At 71.8% G+C, this 18,255-nt stretch carries 16 protein-coding genes; 4 read left to right on the top strand and 12 right to left on the bottom strand.

Annotation, left to right across the window (positions count from 1 at the left end):
- Positions 1 to 429: 429 nt before the first annotated feature.
- From C1A38_RS17070 to C1A38_RS17050, 5 genes are all read right to left on the bottom strand, one after another.
- Complete coding sequence (locus C1A38_RS17070) at positions 430 to 780, bottom strand: hypothetical protein (protein ID WP_102658808.1); 351 nt, start codon at positions 778 to 780, stop codon at positions 430 to 432.
- A 157-nt stretch (positions 781 to 937) separates the two neighbouring features.
- The gene (ung, locus tag C1A38_RS17065; protein ID WP_102658807.1) at positions 938 to 1,639 is read right to left on the bottom strand and encodes a uracil-DNA glycosylase; all 702 of its coding nucleotides are present in this window, start codon (positions 1,637 to 1,639) and stop codon (positions 938 to 940) included.
- 106 nt (positions 1,640 to 1,745) lie between these two features.
- Positions 1,746 to 2,840 carry an alpha/beta fold hydrolase gene (locus C1A38_RS17060; RefSeq protein WP_102658806.1) on the bottom strand — a complete coding sequence of 365 codons (1,095 nt, stop codon included), beginning with the start codon at positions 2,838 to 2,840 and terminating at the stop codon, positions 1,746 to 1,748.
- Entirely contained in the window at positions 2,837 to 3,955 is a 1,119-nt protein-coding gene (alr, locus tag C1A38_RS17055; protein WP_102658805.1) for an alanine racemase, read from the bottom strand. The genes C1A38_RS17060 and alr overlap by 4 nt, the downstream gene beginning before the upstream one ends.
- 92 nt (positions 3,956 to 4,047) lie before the next feature.
- Positions 4,048 to 5,517: an NAD(P)H-hydrate dehydratase gene (locus tag C1A38_RS17050; protein ID WP_102658825.1), complete on the bottom strand. Its 1,470-nt coding sequence runs from the start codon at positions 5,515 to 5,517 to the stop codon at positions 4,048 to 4,050.
- A 170-nt stretch (positions 5,518 to 5,687) separates the two neighbouring features.
- Between C1A38_RS17050 and C1A38_RS17045 the strand changes: the two genes are divergently transcribed.
- Both C1A38_RS17045 and C1A38_RS17040 read left to right on the top strand, forming a co-directional pair.
- Entirely contained in the window at positions 5,688 to 5,984 is a 297-nt protein-coding gene (locus tag C1A38_RS17045; RefSeq protein ID WP_102658804.1) for a hypothetical protein, read from the top strand.
- On the top strand, positions 5,981 to 7,594 hold the full coding sequence (locus tag C1A38_RS17040) for an alpha/beta hydrolase (RefSeq protein ID WP_102658803.1): 1,614 nt from the start codon (positions 5,981 to 5,983) through the stop codon (positions 7,592 to 7,594). The genes C1A38_RS17045 and C1A38_RS17040 overlap by 4 nt, the downstream gene beginning before the upstream one ends.
- Before the next feature lie 133 nt (positions 7,595 to 7,727).
- On the opposite strand, the gene glmS is transcribed toward C1A38_RS17040, so the two are convergent.
- Entirely contained in the window at positions 7,728 to 9,641 is a 1,914-nt protein-coding gene (gene glmS, locus C1A38_RS17035) for a glutamine--fructose-6-phosphate transaminase (isomerizing) (protein ID WP_102658802.1), read from the bottom strand.
- Between the two features lie 157 nt (positions 9,642 to 9,798).
- Here glmS and C1A38_RS17030 point away from each other — a divergent pair, with 157 nt between their 5' ends.
- On the top strand, positions 9,799 to 10,992 hold the full coding sequence (locus C1A38_RS17030; RefSeq protein WP_102658824.1) for a pyridoxal phosphate-dependent aminotransferase: 1,194 nt from the start codon (positions 9,799 to 9,801) through the stop codon (positions 10,990 to 10,992).
- A 94-nt stretch (positions 10,993 to 11,086) separates the two neighbouring features.
- Here C1A38_RS17030 and glmM read toward each other — a convergent pair whose 3' ends face one another.
- From glmM to C1A38_RS17000, 6 genes are all read right to left on the bottom strand, one after another.
- Positions 11,087 to 12,442: a phosphoglucosamine mutase gene (glmM, locus tag C1A38_RS17025; protein WP_102658801.1), complete on the bottom strand. Its 1,356-nt coding sequence runs from the start codon at positions 12,440 to 12,442 to the stop codon at positions 11,087 to 11,089.
- 186 nt (positions 12,443 to 12,628) lie between these two features.
- A complete protein-coding gene (rpsI, locus tag C1A38_RS17020; RefSeq protein WP_102658823.1) occupies positions 12,629 to 13,093 on the bottom strand; it encodes a 30S ribosomal protein S9 in 465 nt (154 codons plus the stop codon).
- A gap of 20 nt (positions 13,094 to 13,113) precedes the next feature.
- Complete coding sequence (rplM, locus tag C1A38_RS17015; RefSeq protein WP_013735896.1) at positions 13,114 to 13,557, bottom strand: 50S ribosomal protein L13; 444 nt, start codon at positions 13,555 to 13,557, stop codon at positions 13,114 to 13,116.
- 208 nt (positions 13,558 to 13,765) lie between these two features.
- Entirely contained in the window at positions 13,766 to 15,133 is a 1,368-nt protein-coding gene (locus C1A38_RS17010; protein ID WP_102658800.1) for an MFS transporter, read from the bottom strand.
- Positions 15,134 to 15,237: 104 nt separating this feature from the next.
- A complete protein-coding gene (locus tag C1A38_RS17005) occupies positions 15,238 to 15,531 on the bottom strand; it encodes a type II toxin-antitoxin system PemK/MazF family toxin (protein ID WP_102658799.1) in 294 nt (97 codons plus the stop codon).
- Positions 15,521 to 15,778 (bottom strand): hypothetical protein, encoded by a 258-nt coding sequence (locus C1A38_RS17000; protein ID WP_102658798.1) that lies wholly within the window; start codon positions 15,776 to 15,778, stop codon positions 15,521 to 15,523. The genes C1A38_RS17005 and C1A38_RS17000 overlap by 11 nt, the downstream gene beginning before the upstream one ends.
- A 248-nt stretch (positions 15,779 to 16,026) precedes the next feature.
- Between C1A38_RS17000 and C1A38_RS16995 the strand changes: the two genes are divergently transcribed.
- Positions 16,027 to 18,246 (top strand): molybdopterin oxidoreductase family protein, encoded by a 2,220-nt coding sequence (locus C1A38_RS16995; protein ID WP_102658797.1) that lies wholly within the window; start codon positions 16,027 to 16,029, stop codon positions 18,244 to 18,246.
- Positions 18,247 to 18,255 lie beyond the last annotated feature (9 nt).

The following is an 18,255-nucleotide window of genomic DNA, read 5'->3' as shown; positions in this document are numbered from 1 at the left end:
GTGGCGTAATCGACGGGGTGTGTGGTCGAGGGACGGTCACCGCGCGTCGATGCTGCGCCTTGGGTGTATGAACTTCCGGACTGTCGGTTGTGTGGGTGCTCCACTGCTACTGCTACTTTGCGTCGTCACTGACCCCCAGACTGAAAAAGTTAGCAAGCATCTATGTCTTCGATATCGTTATCTAAATATCGACGCCAGTCAAGAAATGTCGTCCGACCGGCACTTCCGGAACTACCAGGCGGCTGCCATCACCTGGTAGGTGCGGGCAGTGTGGAGGCAGGAGCACACGGCTCAGCCGGCCGACCGCCCCCAGTCGATTGTGGGCAGGCCGGCGTCGGCGGGCGCCTAGCTGGCGAGGCTGGACGGCCGACTGCCGACGGCGCCGTGTTCGCACGGAACACGGCGCCGTCGGTCGTGGGCGTGCCGAGGTCAGACGACCTTGAAGCTGCTCAGCGGAGCCTGCACGTTGTGCAGGTCACCGCTCGGCACGTAGTAGCTGATCCCGGTGCAGTTGGCGCCCTCGTACACCCGCAGCGAGTAGTCGGTGAGGTTCACCCAGCCCAGGAAGCCCATCGAGCTGTTCACGCAGTCGGTGCCGAAGGGTGCCGGGTACTCGACCGTGGCACCGTTGAACCACTTGGATTCGTGCAGGCACAGGGTGCCGTCGACGTAGGTGCAGCTGCGGGATTCGGCCGCAGCTGCAGGGGCTCCGGTCACCGCGATCGCGGCGGCACCGATGGTGGCGAGCAGGGCGGTCCGGACAGACTTCGACGGGCGCATGCAGTCCTCCTTGATGCGGGTGGTGGCAGGTCGGCGACGAGCCGAAGGGATCGACCCTCACCAACTAGTTGCATGGTCGACTGTCCGACTACGGAATGTCAACGCGTCAATCACTCCACCGGCATCGAAGGGGTGAACGTGCAACCGCTCTGCACGATCAGTCCGCCGTACGCTCCCAGTCGATGGTGGGCAGGCCGGCGTCGGCGAGCGCCTTGTTCGCCGCACTGAACGGCCGGCTGCCGAGGAAGCCGCGCGGGTTCATCGGGCTCGGATGCCCGGCCTCCAGCACCACGTGCTGCGGGTTGCCGACCAACGCGGCCTTCTTGCGCGCGTAGCCGCCCCAGAGCAGGAAGACCACCCGCGACTCCATCGCGTCGAGCGCCCGGATGGTGGCGTCGGTGAACTCCTCCCAGCCCCGGTTGGCGTGCGAGCCCGGGGTGCCCTGCCGCACGGTCAGCACCGAGTTGAGCAGCAGCACACCCTGCGCCGCCCAGCCGTCGAGGTTGCCACTGGCCGGCTTGGGCACCCCCAGGTCCTCGCCCAGCTCCTTGAAGACGTTGCGCAGCGACGGCGGCACGGACACGCCCTCGCGCACGCTGAAGCTGAGCCCGTGCGCCTGGCCGACGCGGTGGTAGGGGTCCTGGCCGAGGATGAGCACCCGACAGGCCGACGGGGCGCAGAGCCGGTAGGCCGAGAACAGGTCCTCGACCGGCGGGAAGACCGTGCCGGTGGCGTACTCCCGAGCGACGAACTCGCCCAACGCGGCCGTGCGGGCCGGGTCGAGGTGCGGGGTGAGCACCTCCCGCCACTCGTGCGGTAGCAGTGCCGGCAGGTCCAGGGTGACAACGTCGTCGGGCATCGGCGGCCTTTCAGTGGCGAGGTCGGTCCCCGGCACTGTAGGCAGAGGGTACGACGACCCTCGGCCCCGGGCCCTCAGCCGCTGCGCACCCCCGGCGAGCCGGTCGCTACCGCCCGCAGGTGCCGAGGAACGCCAGCAGCGCCTCGTTCACCTCGTCGGCGTGCTCCAGCATCACCACGTGCCCACTGTCGTTGATCTTGACGAACTCGGCGTGCGGCAACCGCCGGACGATCTCCTCGGAATGGGTCACCGGAGTGATCATGTCCTTGTCCCCGACGATCACCAGCACGGGCGTGTCCTCCAACGCCACGAGCGCCGGGAACCGCGAGTGGGTGGCGATGGTCCGCAGGTAGCGGGTCACCGTGTCGGCCGAGGTACGCGAGTTCATCTGCTCCACGTACGACACCAGTGCCGGGCTCGGATTGCGGGTGCCGAAGCCGTACTTGCGGGTGAGCAGCCAGGCCACGTTCGTGGTCGACCTGCGGGCCCGGTCGATCACCGGTCCGGTGTAGCGGGTGACGTTGCCGGCCACGTAGAGCACCGGACTGCCCACCCGTCCGAGCAGGGCCGGGGCGACCAGCTTCGTCTCCGCCAGCAACCCGCCCGAGGTGGCCATCAGCACGGTGCCCACCACCCGGTCGTCGAACATCTCCGGATACAACTCGGCGAGCGCCATGATGGTCATGCCGCCCATCGAGTGGCCGACCAGCACCAGCGGCCCCTCGGCGGCCACCTCGTCGATCACCCGGCGCAGCGTGTGGCCGAGCGCGTCGAGGTCGTACTCGCCGCTCTCCAGCCGACCGGACCGGCCGTGACCGGGCTGGTCGTACGCGACAACCCGGTGCTCGCCCCGCTCGGCGAGCAGCTTGCGCTGGAAGTGGAAGGTGCCCATGTCCAGGCAGAAACCGTGCACCAGCACCACTGTCGGGTTGCCCTCGACGGGACGGGTCGGCTCGACCACCTCGACGTGGATGTCGGTGCCGTCCGGCATCTCCAGCCGGTACGCCTCGTCGTACCGCTGCTGACCGAAGACCTCACCGGCGTACGGATCGGTCGGGTCCGCCTTCAACCGGCGGACCAGGGCCCGTTCGGTGGCGACCCCGGCGGCGGTCACCGCGGCGGCCACCCCGAGCGCCGCACCCACCAGACCGGCGGCCCGCCCCGCCGCCGTCCGTGGCCGGGGGATGAGGTGTCGACTCATGAACCGGTGCCGTCGTACACGCGAGGAACCCGGGTGCTGCCGAAGCGTGTGACGATCTCGTAGTTGATCGTGCCGACCGCCTCGGCCCAGTCGTCGGCGGTGGGCTCACCGTCGGCACCGCTGCCGAACAGGGTGGCCACGTCACCGGCGGCCACCGGGTCGTCGCCGCAGTCGAGGACGAACTGGTCCATGCAGACCCGCCCGGAGATGGTCCGGCGGCGTCCGCCGAGCTGCACCGGGCCGGTGTTCGAGGCGTGCCGCGGCACCCCGTCGGCGTACCCGAGCGGCACCACAGCCAGGTTCGCCTCGCGCTCGGTGGTGTACGTGTGGCCGTACGAGACGCCGGTGCCGGCCGGAACCCGCTTGGTCAACATCACCCGGGCGCGGGCGGTCATCGCCGGCCGCAGGCCGTAGGTCTCACCGGCCACCGGGGAGAGGCCGTAGACGGCCAGCCCCGGGCGGACCAGGTCGAAGTGGGTGTCGGGTCGGGTCAGGGTGGCGGCAGAGTTGGCCAGGTGCCGGTAACGGGGGCGCAGCCCGGCCCGCTCGACCATGGCCAGCCCCTCGTGGAAGACGGCCAGCTGCCGGTCCGTGGTCGGATGGCCGGGCATGTCCGCGTACACGAAATGGCTCCACACCCCGACCACCTCGACCAGACCGTCGGCCTGCGCCTTGGCCGCGGCGTCGAGCAGGGCCGGCCAGTCGGCGACCGTCGCCCCGTTCCGGGACAACCCGGTGTCGATCTTCAGGTGGATGTGGGCGGGCCGTTGCGCCCGGCGGCTCGCCTCGACCGCCTCGTCCAGCTGCGGCAGGCTCGCCACGCCCAGATCCACGTCGGCCGCGACGCCGGTGTGCAGCGGCAGTCCCGGCGCGAGCAGCCAGGCGAGCACCGGGGCGTCGATGCCGGCCGCGCGCAGCGCCAACGCCTCGTCAAGCGTGCAGACACCGAGCCAGGCCGCCCCGGCGTCGAGCGCGGCGCGGGCGGCCGGGACCATTCCGTGGCCGTAGCCGTCGGCTTTCACCACCGCCATCAGCTCGGCGCTGGTGCCGGCGCGCATCCGGTCGACGTTCTCCCGGATCGCGTCGAGATCCACGCGCACCTCAGCCTGCCACATGCCTCCACCCTACTTTCCGCGCTGATCACCGCAGGGCGACCCGGCCAGGTCCGGCCGGTCGACTGCCCCGGTGGGCGGACTCGGGGGGACCGTCAGGGCAGCCGGGCGAGCACCGGCCGCAGCGCGGCGGCCACGTCGGGCGCGGTGACCGGCCCGGACCGGGCCGCCTCCCGACCGGCCAGGCCATGCAGGTACGCCGCCGCGGCGGCGGCCCGCTCCGCCGGCAGCCCGGCCGCGAGCAGCGAGCCGAGCAGCCCGGCCAGCACGTCCCCGGTCCCGCCGGTGGCCAGCGCCGGGGTGCCGGTCGGGTTGACGTACGCCCGGCCGTCCGGCGTGCCGACCACCGTGCGGTCGCCCTTGAGCAGCACCACGGCGTTCATCCAGGCGGCCAGCCGGAGCGTGGCGGCGACCCGGTCGGCGCCCGGCGTCTCGCCGCAGAGTCGGGTGAACTCCCGGTCGTGCGGCGTGACCACGATCGGGGCGTCACGTCGGCGCAACTGATCGGCGAGGGACCCGTCGACCAGCAGGGTCAGCGCGTCCGCGTCAAGCACCGCGGGCACCGGCGCGGCCAGCACCGTGCGCAGTTCCGTCGTCGCCCGCTCGTCGGTGCCCAACCCCGACCCGCACACCCAGGCCTGCACCCGGCCGGCGTCGGCCACCCGGCCGGTCGCGATCACCGATGGATGCGCGCGTACCACGTCGTCGCGGGCGCCACCGGCGTAGCGGACCAGACCGGTCGGCCCGGCCAGCGCCCCACCGACGGAGAGCATGGCGGCACCCGGGTACGTCGCCGAACCGGTGGCCACCCCGACCACGCCCCGCGTGTACTTCTCCGACGCGGCACCGAGCCGGGGCCACCACTGCGCCACGTCCGACCACTCCACCACCTGCAGCGCCGGGGTGCCGCGCAGCCACGGGGTGAGCCCGATGTCGACCAGCTCCACCTGCCCGGCCAGCGCGGCGGCCGGACCGACCACCAGGGCCGGCTTCAGCGCACCGAAGGCGACCGTGACGTCGGCGCGCACCGCGTTGGGTCGACCGGAGGCGGTCAGCGGGACGTCGCCGGTGTCCACCACCACCCCGCTGGGCACGTCCACCGCCACCACCGTCGCCCGGGCACCGTCGCGCCCGGCGTGGTCCAGCAGGCTCGCCGCCAACTGCTCGGCTGTCTCCCGCAGCCCGCCGTGCCCGCCGATGCCCACGATGCCGTCGAGCACCAGGTCGACCACGGCCGGGGGGTGCTCCACGACCCGTCCGCCGGCGGCGCGCAACGCGGCCAGCCCGTCGGCGTGCGCACGATCCGGGGTGAGCAGCAACGCCGACACCGCCGCACCCCGCTGGGCCAGGCGCGCACCGGCGTACAGAGTGTCGCCGCCGTTGTCGCCGGAGCCGACCAGCAGCAGCACCGGCGCGGCGTACACCCCGCCCCGCTCGGCGAGCAGCAGCGCGCAGCGTCGCGCCAGCCCGGCGGCGGCGCGCTGCATCAGCGTGCCCGGCGGGAGTCCGGCCATCAGTGCCGCCTCTGCCGCCCGTACGTCCGCGACCCGCCAGACTGGTCTCACCCGGCCCACCCTACCGGCGCGCGGGTCGCAAGATAGCCCTCCGCCGTCGACCGGGCAACGCCTGTGGACAACCCGACGGTCCGCCCCACAGCGGTTGTCCACAGGGCACCGTCGCGCCGCCCGGCACCGCCTAGCGTCCTGCCCGTTGGCGGTACGGGGTGGGAGGGGCGATGAGCGAGCAGGACTTGACCGTGCAGCCGGAACGGCTGCACCGGACCGGGCGATCGCTTGGTGAGCACGGCCATCGGTTGGCCAGTGGGCTGGCCGGGATACCGGGGCTGACGGCACCGGCCCCCGGCTGGTCGGCCGGGGTCGCGCTGGGCACCCTGGAGGCGGCCGTGCACTCCTGGTCGGGGCGGCTCGGCGCCCGGGTCACCCGGACCGGTGACGCGGTACGCGCCGCCGCTCGGGCCTACGAGTCGGTGGACGGTCGGGCGGCGGCCCGGCTCTCCGCCCTGCCCCGGTGACCCGGCCGGCAGTGGTCCAGTCGGACCAGGTCGGCTACGCCCAGCTCTCGACGGCCGACCCGACGCGCTGGCGGGCCACCGGGACGGCCTGGGCGGGACTGGTCGACCCGACCCGGCGCCGGGCCACCGAGCTGGCGGACGACGCGGCGGCGTTGCGGTCGCAGTGGTCGGGTCTGGCCGCGACCGCAGCCGAGAAGCAGGTGTCCGACCTGCGGGTCGAGTTGCTCGCCCTGGCCCCGGTGGCGATCGAGATCGACCAGGTGCTCGCCGAGTTCGCCGCCCGGCTGACCGCGGCCCGGGCACGGCTGGCGGCGGCGGTGACCCTGGCCGCCAGCGTCGGAGTGCTCATCGACCGGTGGGGTCGGACCAGCCCCGATCCGAGCCGGGTGCCGGCCCACCGGGCCGTCCAGACGGTGACGCCGGTGACGACGGCGCTGCGCGACGCCCTCGACCTGGCCACCGCGGCGGATCGGGAAGCCGCCGACCGTCTCGATCAACTGACCGCGGACGCCGAGTCGGGTTGGCTGAGCCGACCGCCGGCTGACCGACCCGCACCGCACTCCGATCCCGCCCAGGTCAACCGCTGGTGGAGCGGGCTCAGCCCCGCGCAGCGCCGTTGGTTGGTCGGGCACGAACCGGAGCTGATCGGCGGGTTGGACGGCATTCCGGCCGCCGCCCGCGACCAGGCGAACCGACTGCTGCTGGAGGTACGCCGGGCCGCGCTGCTGCAACGCTGGGAGGAGTTGCTGGCCCGGATGCCCCGAGGCCCCGCCGAGATGGTCGGGCTGCGCAGCGTCGAAGCCGCGCTGAGCGGGCTGGACGCGTTGACGTCTCGGCTGGCGTCGCCGGACGCACCACGCGCGTACCTGCTCGGACTGGACGTCGGCGGTGAGGGGCGGACGGTGGTGGCGTTGGGCAACCCGGATCGGGCCGCCAGCATCCTGACCCACGTACCGGGCACGACCTCCGGGCTGCACGACGCCACCGACGATCTGGGCCGCGCCGCCCGGGTGCTGTCCCGCTGCGCCGACCTGGCACCGGGGCAGGAGACCTCGGCGGTGCTCTGGTTGGACTACGACGCCCCGGATTTCCTGCACGAGGCGGCCTGGGACCGGCAGGCCCACGCGGCTGGTGACGCGCTGCACCGGTTCCAGGAGGGGTTGCGGGCCACCCACGACGGGCCGGCCGCCCGGCAGACCGTGCTCGGGCACAGCTACGGGTCGCTGGTGGTGGGCGGTGCTGCCCGGGATCACGGGCTCGCCGCCGACGCGTTGGTCTTCGTCGGGTCGCCCGGAGTCGGCGTGCAGCACGCCGCCGACCTCGGCGTACCGGCCGGGCAGGTGTGGGCCAGCCGCGCGCCCGACGACGTGATCCGCCTGGCCCGGTCGCCGGGAGAGTTGGCTCGGCACGCGGTGCTCAGCCTCTCCCCCGCGGCCGGGATCGTCGGGCTGCTGACCGGCGACGACGACAAACTCTGGTTCGGGCGGGACCCGGTCGAAGCGTCCTTCGGCGGCCGGAGCTTCCCCAGCGGCCGGTACGGCCACAGCGGCTACTGGCATCCGGACAATCCGGCGCTGGACGGCATGGCCCGGATCGTCCTCGGCCGGTGACGGCGCTTCGGCGGCAGAATCGGCGGCCGGACGGTGCCGGCGCTTCGACACAAGCGCGGCGGCCGGACGGTGCCGGCGCTTCGACACAAGCGCGGCGGCCGGGCGGTCAGCGGTGACCGCCCGGCGCGACCGGCTACTCGACGGTGACGGACTTGGCGAGGTTGCGCGGCTGATCCACGTCGTGTCCCCGGGCGGCGGCGATCTCGGCGGCGAAGATCTGCAACGGCACGGTCGTCAGCAGTGGCGCGAGCAGCGTCGGCGTCCGCGGCACGTAGATCAGATGGTCGGCGTAACGCACCACCGACTCGTCGCCTTCCTCTGCGATCACGATGGTGCGGGCGCCTCGGGCGCGTACCTCCTGGATGTTCGAGACGATCTTGTCGTGCAGCAGGCCGCGACCCACCGGCGAGGGCACCACGCAGATCACCGGGGTGCCCTGGTCGATCAGGGCGATCGGGCCGTGCTTGAGCTCGCCCGCGGCGAAGCCCTCGGCGTGCATGTACGCCAATTCCTTGAGCTTGAGCGCACCCTCCAGCGCCACCGGGTAGCCGACGTGCCGGCCGATGAACAGCACCGTCGGCTGGTCGGCCAGCTCGCGGGCCAGCTCCCGCACCGGCTCGATGCGCCCGAGCAGCTCGCGCAGCTTGTCCGGCACCTGGTGCAACTGCTCCACCACGGCGGCCACCTCGTCGGCGAACTTGATGCCGCGCACCTGGGCCAGGTGCAGGCCGATCAGGTAGCAGGCGACCAACTGGGTGAGGAACGCCTTGGTGGAGGCGACGGCGATCTCCGGCCCGCCGTGGGTGTAGAGCACCGCGTCGGACTCGCGGGGAATGGTGGAGCCGTTGGTGTTGCAGATGGCCAGCACCCGGGCCTTCTGGTCCTTGGCGTGCCGCAGCGCCATCAGGGTGTCCATCGTCTCGCCGGACTGCGAGATCACCACGATCAGGGTGGACCGGTCGAGCACCGGGTCGCGGTAGCGGAACTCGCTGGCCAGCTCCACCTCGCAGGGGATCCGGGTCCAGTGCTCGATGGCGTACTTGGCGACCAGCCCGGAGTGGTACGCGGTGCCGCAGGCCACGATGAAGATCTTGTCGACGTCGCGGAGATCCTGGTCGCTGAGGCGCACCTCGTCGAGCATGATCTCGCCGTTCTCGGTCAGCCGGCCGAGCAGCGTGTCGGCCACGGCCTGCGGCTGCTCCTCGATCTCCTTGAGCATGAACCAGTCGTAGCCGCCCTTCTCCGCGGCCGAGGAGTCCCAGTCGATGTGGAAGTCCTTGCCGCTGGCGGGCTGACCGGCGAAGTCGGTGATCTCGATGAAGTCGGCGGTGATCAGGACGATCTGGTCCTGGCCCAGCTCGACTGCGTCGCGGGTGTGCTCGATGAACGCGGCGACATCACTTGCCAGGTAGTTCTCCCCGTCGCCGCGGCCGACCACCAGGGGCGAGTTGCGGCGGGCGCCGACCACCGCACCGGGGATCGCGGCGTCCACGGCGAGCAGCGTGAAGGCACCCTCCAGCCGCTGGCAGACCACCTGCATGGCGGCGGAGAGCAGGTGCGGCCCGTCCGGCTGACCGGCCGCGCGCAGCTCGGCAAGTGCCTTGCCGAGCAGGTGCGCCGCGCACTCGGTGTCGGTGTCGCTGACGAAGGTGACGCCGTCGTCCTCCAGCTCGGTGCGGAGCTTGGCGAAGTTCTCGATGATGCCGTTGTGGATGACCGCGACCCGGCCGTCCGGCGACAGGTGCGGGTGGGCGTTGCGGTCGGTGGGTCCGCCGTGGGTGGCCCAGCGGGTGTGGCCGATGCCGGTGGTGCCGTCACCGATGCCGAGCGGGCTGGCGCCGCAACCGTCCGGGTCCTCGGCGGCGCGTTCGGAGAGCACCTTCTCCAGGTTGGCCAGCTTGCCGGCCTTCTTCTCGGTCAACAGCTGTCCGTCGCAGGCGACGGCGACGCCGGCCGAGTCGTAGCCGCGGTACTCCAGTCGCCGCAGACCGTCGAGCACGATGCCGAGCGCCGGTCGGGCACCGGCGTAACCCACGATTCCACACATGGGTGGCAGCCTAACCAGTTTCGCTCACGTTGTCTGCGCGAAAGCCGGGTAAACAATCACTGAACTTGAGCGATTAGGCAGGATCAGGTGATCGGGCTCACAAAGCACTCAGGTTGGGCAAGGCGTCGTGATGGCGCGCACCCGTACCCTGACGGGCGTGACGAGCACTGATGTCGACCCCCTGGTGAGCCGAATGCGCCCGTTCGGGACGACGATCTTCGCCGAGATGTCCGCCCTCGCCGTCCGGACCGGCGCGGTGAACCTCGGGCAGGGCTTCCCCGACACCGACGGCCCGCCGGAGATGCTCGCCGCCGCGGCCGACGCGCTGCGCTCCGGCCGCAACCAGTACCCGCCGGGCCCCGGCATCCCCGAGCTGCGCGCGGCGGTGGCGGCCCACCAACACCGCTTCTGGGGCCTGGAGTACGACCCGGACGGCGAAGTGGTGATCACCGCCGGTGCCACCGAGGCGATCGCCGCGGCGATCCTCGCCCTCTGCGAGCCCGGTGACGAGGTGCTCTGCTTCGAGCCGTACTACGACTCGTACGCCGCCTCGATCGCGCTTGCCGGTGCGGTGCGCCGACCGGTCACCCTGCGGCCCGGCCCCGACGGTCGGTACGCCTTCGACCCGGCCGCGCTGCGCGCCGCGTTCGGCCCGCGTACCCGGCTGGTGCTGCTGAACTCACCGCACAACCCGACCGGCAAGGTCTTCACCCCGACCGAACTGGCCCTGATCGCCGAACTCTGCCAGGAGCACGGCGCGTACGCGGTCACCGACGAGGTGTACGAGCACCTGGTCTTCACCGACGCGGCGAGCGAACACGTCCCGCTGGCGAGCCTGCCCGGCATGCGGGAGCGCACCCTGCGCATCTCCTCGGCCGGCAAGACCTTCTCCTGCACCGGCTGGAAGGTGGGCTGGGCGAGCGGACCGGCCGCGCTGGTCTCCGCGATGCTGCGGGTCAAGCAGTTCCTCACCTACGTCAACGCCGCACCCCTGCAACCGGCGGTGGCGGTCGCGCTCGGTCTGCCCGACGCCTACTTCACCGAGTTCCGCGCCGGCATGCAGGCCCGCCGGGACCAACTGATCGGCGGGCTGGTCGACGCCGGCTTCGAGGTGCTTACCCCGGAGGGGACCTACTTCGTCACCGCCGACATCACCGCCCTCGGCGGCTCCGACGGCGTCGAGTTCTGCCGTTCCCTGCCCGAGCGTTGCGGCGTGGTGGCCGTACCCACTCAGGTCTTCTACGACGACCCGCAGGCCGGCCGGCACCTGATCCGCTTCGCATTCTGCAAACGCCCAGAACTGCTCGCCGAGGCGGTGTCCCGCCTGGGTGGCGCGACCTGGGAGCGCTGACCCACCAGTTCCGCCCGCTCTCAGCCGGACCGCTGGCTGCGGTTGTTAATAGGGGGCCCTTTCTCTACCCGAGACGTTAAGAAGGGGCCCTTCCTTACACTGCCGGGCTGGCGGTGCGGACCTGAGCGGCGATGCGTTCGGCGACCTCCTGGGCGACCGCCTCGCTGGCCGCCTCGACCATCACCCGCACCAGCGGCTCGGTGCCCGACGGGCGCAGCAGCACCCGGCCGGTCTCGCCCAGCTCGACCTCGGCCCGCTGGACCTCGGCGCGGACCGCCGGCGCGGCGGCACCCACGGTGCGGTCCCCGACCGGCACGTTGATCAGCACCTGCGGCAGCTTGGTCACCACCGCCGCGAGGTCGGCCAGGGTACGACCGGTGGCCGCCATCCGGGCCATCAGGTGCAGCCCGGTCAGCACCCCGTCGCCGGTGGTCGCGTACGCGGGCATCACGATGTGTCCGCTCTGCTCGCCACCGAGCGCCAGCCCGGAGGCGCGCAACTCCTCCAGCACGTACCGGTCGCCGACCTTGGTCTCGATCAGCCGGATGCCTTCGGCGGACATGGCCAGGCGCAGGCCGAGGTTGCTCATCACGGTGGCGACCAGGGTGTCCCCGGTCAGCGTGCCGGCCTCCCGCATGGCCAGGGCCAGGATCGCCATCACCTGGTCGCCGTCGACCTCGTCGCCGTCGGCGGTCACCGCGACGCACCGATCGGCGTCGCCGTCGTGCGCGATGCCCAGGTGCGCGCCGTGCTCGACCACGGCCTGACGCAGGGTCGCGATGTGGTTCGACCCGCACTCGTCGTTGATGTTCAGCCCGTCCGGCTCGGCGTGGATCGCGATGACCTCGGCACCGGCCTCCCGGTACGCCGCCGGCGCCACCTCGGCTGCGGCGCCGTTGGCGCAGTCCACCACGACCTTGATCCCGTCGAGGCGGTGCGGCACGGTGCCGACGAGGTGCTGCACGTAGTGGTCGGCACCATCGAGCAGGTCGTGCACCCGACCGACTCCCGCGCCGACCGGGCGCTGCCAGGCGACGCTGCCGTTGGCCTCGACGGTCGCCTCTATCCGCATCTCGATCTCGTCGGGCAGCTTGTGCCCGCCCGCGGCGAAGAGCTTGATCCCGTTGTCCGGCATCGGGTTGTGCGAGGCCGACAGCATCACCCCGAGGTCCGCCTTGGCCTCCGCGGTGAGGAACGCCACGGCCGGGGTGGGCAGCACACCGACCCGGACGACCGTCGCACCCGCGCTGGTCAACCCGGCGACGACGGCCGCCTCCAGCATCTCGCCGCTGGCCCGGGTGTCCCGCCCGACGACGGCCAGCGGGGCATGACTTCGATCCGACTCGGCAAGGGTGTGGGCAGCCGCGACCGCCACCGAGAGTGCCAACTCCGGGGTGAGATCGGCGTTCGCCCGCCCGCGTACGCCGTCCGTGCCGAACAACCGGCCCATACCCGCCAACCTCCGATGAAACTTGCCGTCGTGGGAGAAATTGCCCTTGGAAAGGGGGACGGAAACTGCCCTGTGAGAAGGGGCGGAACCTGCCCTGTCCCGAAGAGGCGGAAACGGCCGGCCCACCTCCCGAGTCGAGGGGAGGCGGACCGGCCGTCCGTCAGAAGTACAAGGTGCGGCTGAAGATCAGCGCTTCGAGTACTGAGGAGCCTTGCGGGCCTTCTTGAGGCCGTACTTCTTGCTTTCCTTGACCCGGGCGTCCCGGGTCAGGAAGCCGGCCTTCTTCAGGGCCGGGCGATCGTCCGGCTCGTTGACGATCAGCGCCCGGGCGATGGCCAGCCGCAGCGCACCCGCCTGGCCGGTGGTGCCGCCGCCACGCAGGTTGGCGATTACGTCGAACGCCTCGGGCTTCTCGGCGGTGACCAGCGGGTCCTTGATCAGCTGCTGGTGCACCTTGCTCGGGAAGTAGGCCTCAAGGTCCCGGCCGTTGCAGGTGATCTTGCCGGTGCCCGGCACGATCCGCACCCGGACGATGGCCTCCTTGCGGCGGCCCACGGTCTGGATCGGACGGTCACCACGAGGCGCGCGGGCGACGGGCGCCGGCGCCTCGGTGGCCTCGGGGGCAACCTCGGTGGCGGTGATGTCGGTCATGCTGCTTCCTTCGCCCGCGCTCACTGCGCGATCTGCTTGATCTCGAACGGCACCGGCTGCTGCGCGCCGTGCGGGTGCTCTGCACCGGCGTAGACCTTCAGCTTCTTGATCAGCTGACGGCCGAGCTTGTTGTGCGGGAGCATCCCCTTCACAGCCAGCTCGATGGCCCGCTCGGGGCGCTTGGACAGCAGCTCCTCGTAGCCGACCTGCTTGAGGCCACCCGGGTAACCGGAGTGCCGGTAAGCGATCTTCTGCTGGCGCTTGTTGCCGGTCAGCGCAACCTTGCCCGCGTTCACGACGACGACGAAGTCGCCCGTGTCGACGTGCGGCGCGAAAGTCGGCTTGTGCTTGCCCCGCAGCAGCGTGGCGGCGTGGGTGGCCAGGCGGCCCAGCACGACATCAGAGGCGTCGATGACGTGCCACTGACGCTCGATCTCACCCGGCTTCGGGCTGTACGTACGCACAGGTCTACCTTGTCTCGTCGTCGGTCTGGGGTCGCGCGCCGAGGTGACCAGGACATCCCAGCCGGACCAGCGCGCACGAACGACCAAGCGTACCTCAGGCGGCACGCCCACAGATGTCGTACAACAGCAGGCAACGATACCCGCAGCCCGACCGGCCGGTCAAAACGGGGTCCGGCAGGCGCGCCGACGGCACCGGAAATGGCCTTGATCACACCCCCGCCCGCGCCAATCGGGCCCCCGGACGCAGGTACGCCGCCCAGGTGAGCAGGAGCAGCACCAGGAAGAAGCCCACGTAGAAGCGGAGCGCCGGCTGGATCCCACCGTAGGTCGACCGGGCCCAGGCGTAACAGATCGGCACCAGAAAACCACCGAAGGCACCGACCGCCGAGATGATGCCCAACGCGCCGGCGGCCTGCCGGCGCATCGCCAGCATCACCTCCGGCGAGCCCCCCAACTCCTCCCCCTTGACCTGGAAGATCCGACTGATCATCCGGTAGGTCGAGCCGTTGCCGACACCGGTGGCCACGAACAGCAGCAGGAAGGCCACGAAGAAGACACCCAGGCTGCGCTGCTCGACCGACCAGAGCGCGGCCAGGGCGCCGACGGCCATCAGCACGAAGCTGACCATCGTCACCCGGGCACCGCCCACCACGTCGGAGAGCCGGCCGCCGAAGGGCCGGCAGAACGAGCCGACCGCCGCGCCGAGGAACGCCCAGGTCAGTGCGACGTCCGGCCGACCGAACACCGAGGTGAGCAGGGTCGGGAAGGCCGCCGAGTAGCCGATGAACGAGCCGAAGGTGCCGATGTACAGCAGGGACATGATCCAGGTGTCCCGATGCCGCAGCGACGACCAGACCGGCCGTACGTCGGCCTTGGCCTCCACCAGGTTGTCCATGAACAGGTACGCGCAGACCGCGGCGATCACCGCCAGCGGGATGTACATCAGCCCGGCCCGGGCCAACGCGAGCCCGCCACCGAGCACGATCATCTGCGGCACCAGGAACTGCACCACCGCCACGCCGATGTTGCCGCCGGCGGCGTTGAGACCCAGCGCCCAGCCCTTCTCGCGTTCCGGATAGAAGAACGAGATGTTCGCCATGCTGGAGGCGAAGTTGCCGCCGCCGAACCCGGCGGTGGCGGCGATCAGCAACAGCACCGGGAAGCCGACCTCCGGGCGCTCGACCGCCCAGGCCAGGCCCGCGCAGGGCACGATCAGCAGGAGTGCCGAGACGATCGTCCAGTTCCGGCCGCCGAACACCGGCACCGCGAAGGTGTACGGCAACCGCAGCAACGCGCCGACCCCGCTCGGTACTGCGGTCAGCCAGAGCGCCTGGCTGGTGGTCAGCTGCCAACCGGCGTCACCGAGCCGGACGACGACGATGCTCCACAGCAGCCACACCGAGAAGCCGATGTGTTCGGCGAAGATCGACCAGATCAGGTTGCGGCGGGCGATCCGGCTGCCGGTCGTACGCCAGAAGGTGTGGTCCTCCGGTGCCCAGTGCCCGATCCAGCGGCCGGGACGGCGGTCCAGGGTCTCCTCCTGGACGGCCTCGGGTTGCGCGCTCGTGGTGGTCATGGCGCCGAAGCTAGGAATCGACAGTTACCGTGGCGTTCGTCCTTCGGGTCGACCCGGCAACGGGACGCGCACCACCGGCCGGGGTACGCGGTGAGACGCGCCGTTCAGAGTTGCTGGAGGATGCGCAGTGCCCGGTCGACGTGGCGCATCGTCTCGGCGTCGGTCACGTCCACGCACTCGGTGAACCACTTCTTCATCGGCGAGGAGATCCGGTCGGGCATCACCACCCAGCCACCCATCGGCACCGCCAGCGGTGAGTCACGCAGCAGTGCCGCCTCGACCACCTCGGCGACGATCACGATGGGCACGGCTGTGGAGTTGTAGACGTCGGAGCTGATCACCAGCCCGAGCCGCTCGCGGGCCCCCTCGATCCGCCAGACCTCGCCCCTACGCAGCACGTGGGCGACCGCCGAAGAGCAGATCGTCGACCAGGCCCACCTCCTGCGCGTCGGCCAGCGAGGCGGACTCCAGATCCAGCCCGGCCCGACCCACCGCGGCGGCATGGGCCGCGAAGACCTCGCGCAGCGCCTTCTCCCGCGCGGCCTGGTCCATCCAGGCGGAGAGGGAGAGCCCCTCCCGCTCGGCGAACCGTCGGGCGTCGGCGATCGTCTCGTCGGAGAACGACAGAGTCACCTTGGCTGTCATGCCAGACAGAATACCGCTGGTATGACCGACAGTCATCCGATCCGTACACTGTCGCTACCGGCTGCGGCGCCGAACGCCTCGGTCACATCCATGTCGACCACTCCGATTTCCCGGTATGCGGGAGACTCGTTCCACATGCCAGGCCATGCGATCCGGTGCGCCGCCGCCGTGCGGTGTGAGCGGCACTTGACAGGACCGAAACAAACGGGACGCGGGCCGGAAACTGGGCGGCGGCACGCTTTGCCGACATGACAGACGGTGCACGGTCGGCGACAGCACCGGGGCGCACACCCCGGGAGGTGGCGACGCACTGCCCGTACTGCGCCCTTCAGTGCGGGATGACGCTGCGTGAGCAGGACGGCCGGGTGTCCGTACTCCCCCGGCAGTTCCCCACCAACCGCGGTGGCCTGTGCCAGAAGGGCTGGACCTCGGCCGAGCTGCTGACCCACCCGGACCGACTGACCACCCCGCTGCTGCGCGACCCGACCAGCGGCGAACTCCGCCCGGCCAGCTGGGAGGCCGCGCTGGACCGCATCGCGACCGGCGTCGGCGAGGTGCAGCGACGGCACGGCCGCGATGCGGTCGCCGTCTTCGGTGGCGGCGGGCTCACCAACGAGAAGGCGTACGCGCTGGGCAAGTTCGCCCGGGTCACGCTGGGCACCCGCAACATCGACTACAACGGACGGTTCTGCATGTCGTCGGCCGCAGCCGCCGGGATGCGCGCCTTCGGTGTCGATCGTGGACTGCCGTTCCCGCTGTCCGACCTCGGGCACGCGGACACCCTGCTGCTGGTCGGCGCGAACCCGGCGGAGACCATGCCCCCGCTGGTGCGGTGGCTCACCGAGTTGCGGCAGCGCGGCGGCACGCTGATCGTGGTCGACCCACGGGTCACCGCCACCGCGCGGCAGGCCGACCTGCACCTGCAACCGCTGCCCGGCACCGATCTGGCGGTGGCCAACGCGCTGCTGCACATCGCCCTGACCGAGGGCTACGTCGACGACGACTACGTGGCCACCCGTACCACCGGCTTCACCGACGTCCGGCGCACGGTGGCGGGTTGGTGGCCGGCGCGGGCCGAGGCACTCTCCGGCGTGCCGGTGGCCGACCTGGAGGCGACCGCCCGCGCCCTCGGCACCGCCGAACGGGCGATCATCCTCACCGCGCGGGGCGCGGAACAGCACGCCAAGGGCGTCGACACGGTCACCGCCTTCGTCAACCTCGCCCTGGCGCTCGGCCTGCCCGGCCGCCCCGGCTCCGGGTACGGCTGCCTGACCGGGCAGGGCAACGGGCAGGGTGGCCGCGAGCACGGGCAGAAGGCCGACCAGCTGCCCGGTTACCGCCGGATCGACGACCCGACGGCCCGCGCCCACGTCGCCCAGGTGTGGGGCGTGTCCGCCGACGACCTGCCCGGCCCCGGCGTGCCCGCGTACCAGTTGCTCGATTCGCTGGGCACGTCGGACGGTCCCCGCGCGCTGCTGGTCTTCGGCTCTAACCCGGTGGTCTCCGCACCCCGGGCGGCGCAGATCGAGAGCCGGCTGCGCGACCTGGACCTGCTCGTCGTCACCGACCTGCTGCTCTCCGAGACGGCGGCGCTTGCCGACGTGGTGCTGCCCACCGCCCAGTGGGCCGAAGAGGACGGCACCATGACCAACCTGGAGGGTCGGGTGCTGCGTCGCCGTGCGCTGCGCCCGCCCCCGCCCGGCGTCCGCACCGACCTCGCCATCCTCGCCACCCTCACCACCCGGTTGAAAGGAAGGGCACCTTCTTATCGCCTCGTGCATAGCAAGGGCCCCCTGTTAACAACCGCCAGCGCTGCCGAAGCAGCCGACAGCGACGTCGAAGCGGCCGTCGACGGTGAGCGCGAGGCGCTGGCCGCCGACCCGCGTACCGTCTTCGCGGAGTTGCGGCGGGCCTCGGCCGGTGGGATCGCCGACTACGCCGGGATCGACTGGGCGCGGATCGACGCCGCCGACGGCGTGTTCTGGCCGTGCCCGCGCGAGGACGGGCCGGACTCGCCGCGACTGTTCGCCGACGGCTTCGCCACCCCCGACGGGCGGGCCCGGTTCCATCCGGTGGAGCACCGACCGGCGGCCGAGGAGGTCTGCGCGGAGTACCCGCTGCACTTCACCACCGGCCGGGTGCTCGCCCAGTACCAGTCCGGCACCCAGACCCGCCGGGTGGCCGCGCTGCGTCAGGCCGCTCCCGACGCCTTCGTGGAGCTGCACCCCGACCTCGCCGGGCGGCTCGGAGTGGCCGACGGCGAACCGGTGCGGGTGCTCTCCCGGCGGGGCGAGTTCCGCGCGCCGGCCCGGCTCAGCCCGGCGATCCGGCCGGACACCGTCTTCGCACCGTTCCACTGGGGTGGGGCCGCCCGGGCCAACTCCGTCACCAACGACGCCGTCGACCCGATCTCCGGCATGCCCGAGTTCAAGATCTGCGCGGTCCGGGTGGAGCGGGTGGCGTCGTGAGCGAGCGCC

Origin of the sequence: Verrucosispora sp. ts21 (assembly GCF_002879555.1) — a bacterium.
GTDB lineage: Bacteria > Actinomycetota > Actinomycetes > Mycobacteriales > Micromonosporaceae > Micromonospora > Micromonospora gifhornensis.
Note: the sequence above shows the minus strand (reverse complement) of the source record. Positions and strands in the feature narration are given on the sequence as shown.